The organism is Amycolatopsis eburnea (assembly GCF_003937945.1).
Taxonomy (GTDB): domain Bacteria; phylum Actinomycetota; class Actinomycetes; order Mycobacteriales; family Pseudonocardiaceae; genus Amycolatopsis; species Amycolatopsis eburnea.
The window spans coordinates 1-1,465 of sequence record NZ_RSEC01000015.1 but is presented as its reverse complement, the minus strand read 5'-3'; the positions used below and the strand labels follow the sequence as shown (position 1 = coordinate 1,465).

Here is a 1,465-nt window from a genome sequence, read left to right as displayed (position 1 = left end):
GTTGGTAGCCAGGGGTTTCCGGTGATGGCGTCGCGGAGTGCGGTGATGACGTGGAGGCTGTTCTTGCGGGCGGTGGAGATGTAGCCGCGGACGCGCAACCAGGCCTGGGCGCCGTGCTGGGTGCGCCAGCCGCCGGAGATCTTCAGCTGGGCTTTGATCATGCGGAGGTCGCGTTCGGCTTGGTTGTTGGTGAACGGGACGGTGAGGTCGCGGGCGAAGAGCAGCACTTGGTGCTGGTAGTCGCGTAAGCGCACCAGCAGGTTCCGGGTTTTGCTTTGCTTGCGGCTTCGATCCGGTGGGTGCAGCAGCAGCCCGAGGTGGATGGTGCGGACGAACCTCGAGATCAGCGGATCACGGATGTGAGCGGGGATGGCGTCGAGACCGTCGTCTCGTGCGGCATGGGCGGCGGTGTTGAGTGCTTCGAGCGTCTTGGACGCGATCGTGGGCCAGGTGTGCTCGGGGTGGGCTTCGCCGACCGCGACCAGCTCCCGTAGGTGGTGGGCATTGCACCGGGCGTGTTTGCGCCCGAAGTCCTGATACGACTTCAGCCCGTCGTGGACGGCGACACCGCGGAAGTAGTTGAGGATCCCGAACTCGTCCATCACCTCACCACCACGTTGGCGGTGCGGCAGATACGCGGTCAGGTCTGGGGTGCAGGCGACGTGCAGCCACCAGTTCTTTCCTTCGACCCGGATGCCGGTCTCGTCGAAATGTGCCACCGGCGCTTCCCGCAGTGCCTGTTCGACCTGCTCGGCGAACCCCTTGAGGTTGGCGGCGACGGGGGTGAGGACACCGGCGACCCAGCCGGTCGACACCGGCAGGCCCATCAGATCCTGGAGCAGCTGCGCGGTTCGTGCGACCGGGATGTGCTGGTAGGTCAGCAGATACACCGCCAGCGCGGTCACGTTCGGCCCGTAGCAGGCGGGTGCGGTCACCTCGGCCGGCGCGGACGCGGTGGTGACGCAGCGGCAGCCGCGGCAGCGCAGCCGGTGCAGGCGATGCTCGGTCACCGATGGGCGCACCTCGGGCAGGTCGACTACCTGCCGGCGGGTCACCCCGGCCTCGTCGCGCCGGCGCAGCCCGGTGCCGCAGCCCGAACACGACGACGGCACATGATCCACGATCTGATCGGGGTCATCGACCAGCGACAGGCTCGCCCCCGGCGCTCCCGGCTGCTTGCCCTGTTTGCGGTTGGTCTTGCCACGCAACGACTTCGGTGCCGGTTTGCTGAACCGGTCCGAGGATGGAGGCATCGACGAGTTACCCGAGTTCATCCCGAGGCGGCGTTTGAGCTGGGCGACCTCGTCCCGCAGCGCGGTCATCTCTTCCCGCGCACGCGCGAGCTCCACCGCCTGCGCTGCGACCAGCGCGGCCAGCTCGTCATACGACGGGCGAACACCTTCCCCCACAAGCAAGATCATCCCACATGGCCACTCACAGCCCGGAAACGACCTGAACAGTTACC

The 1,465-nt window shown here is 67.3% G+C and carries 1 protein-coding gene; it reads right to left on the bottom strand.

From position 1 onward, the window contains the following. Positions 1-1,421: IS66 family transposase (gene tnpC, locus EIY87_RS03795; RefSeq protein ID WP_125306245.1), on the bottom strand; the 1,421-nt coding region annotated here is incomplete at its 3' end. Positions 1,422-1,465: the final 44 nt, after the last annotated feature.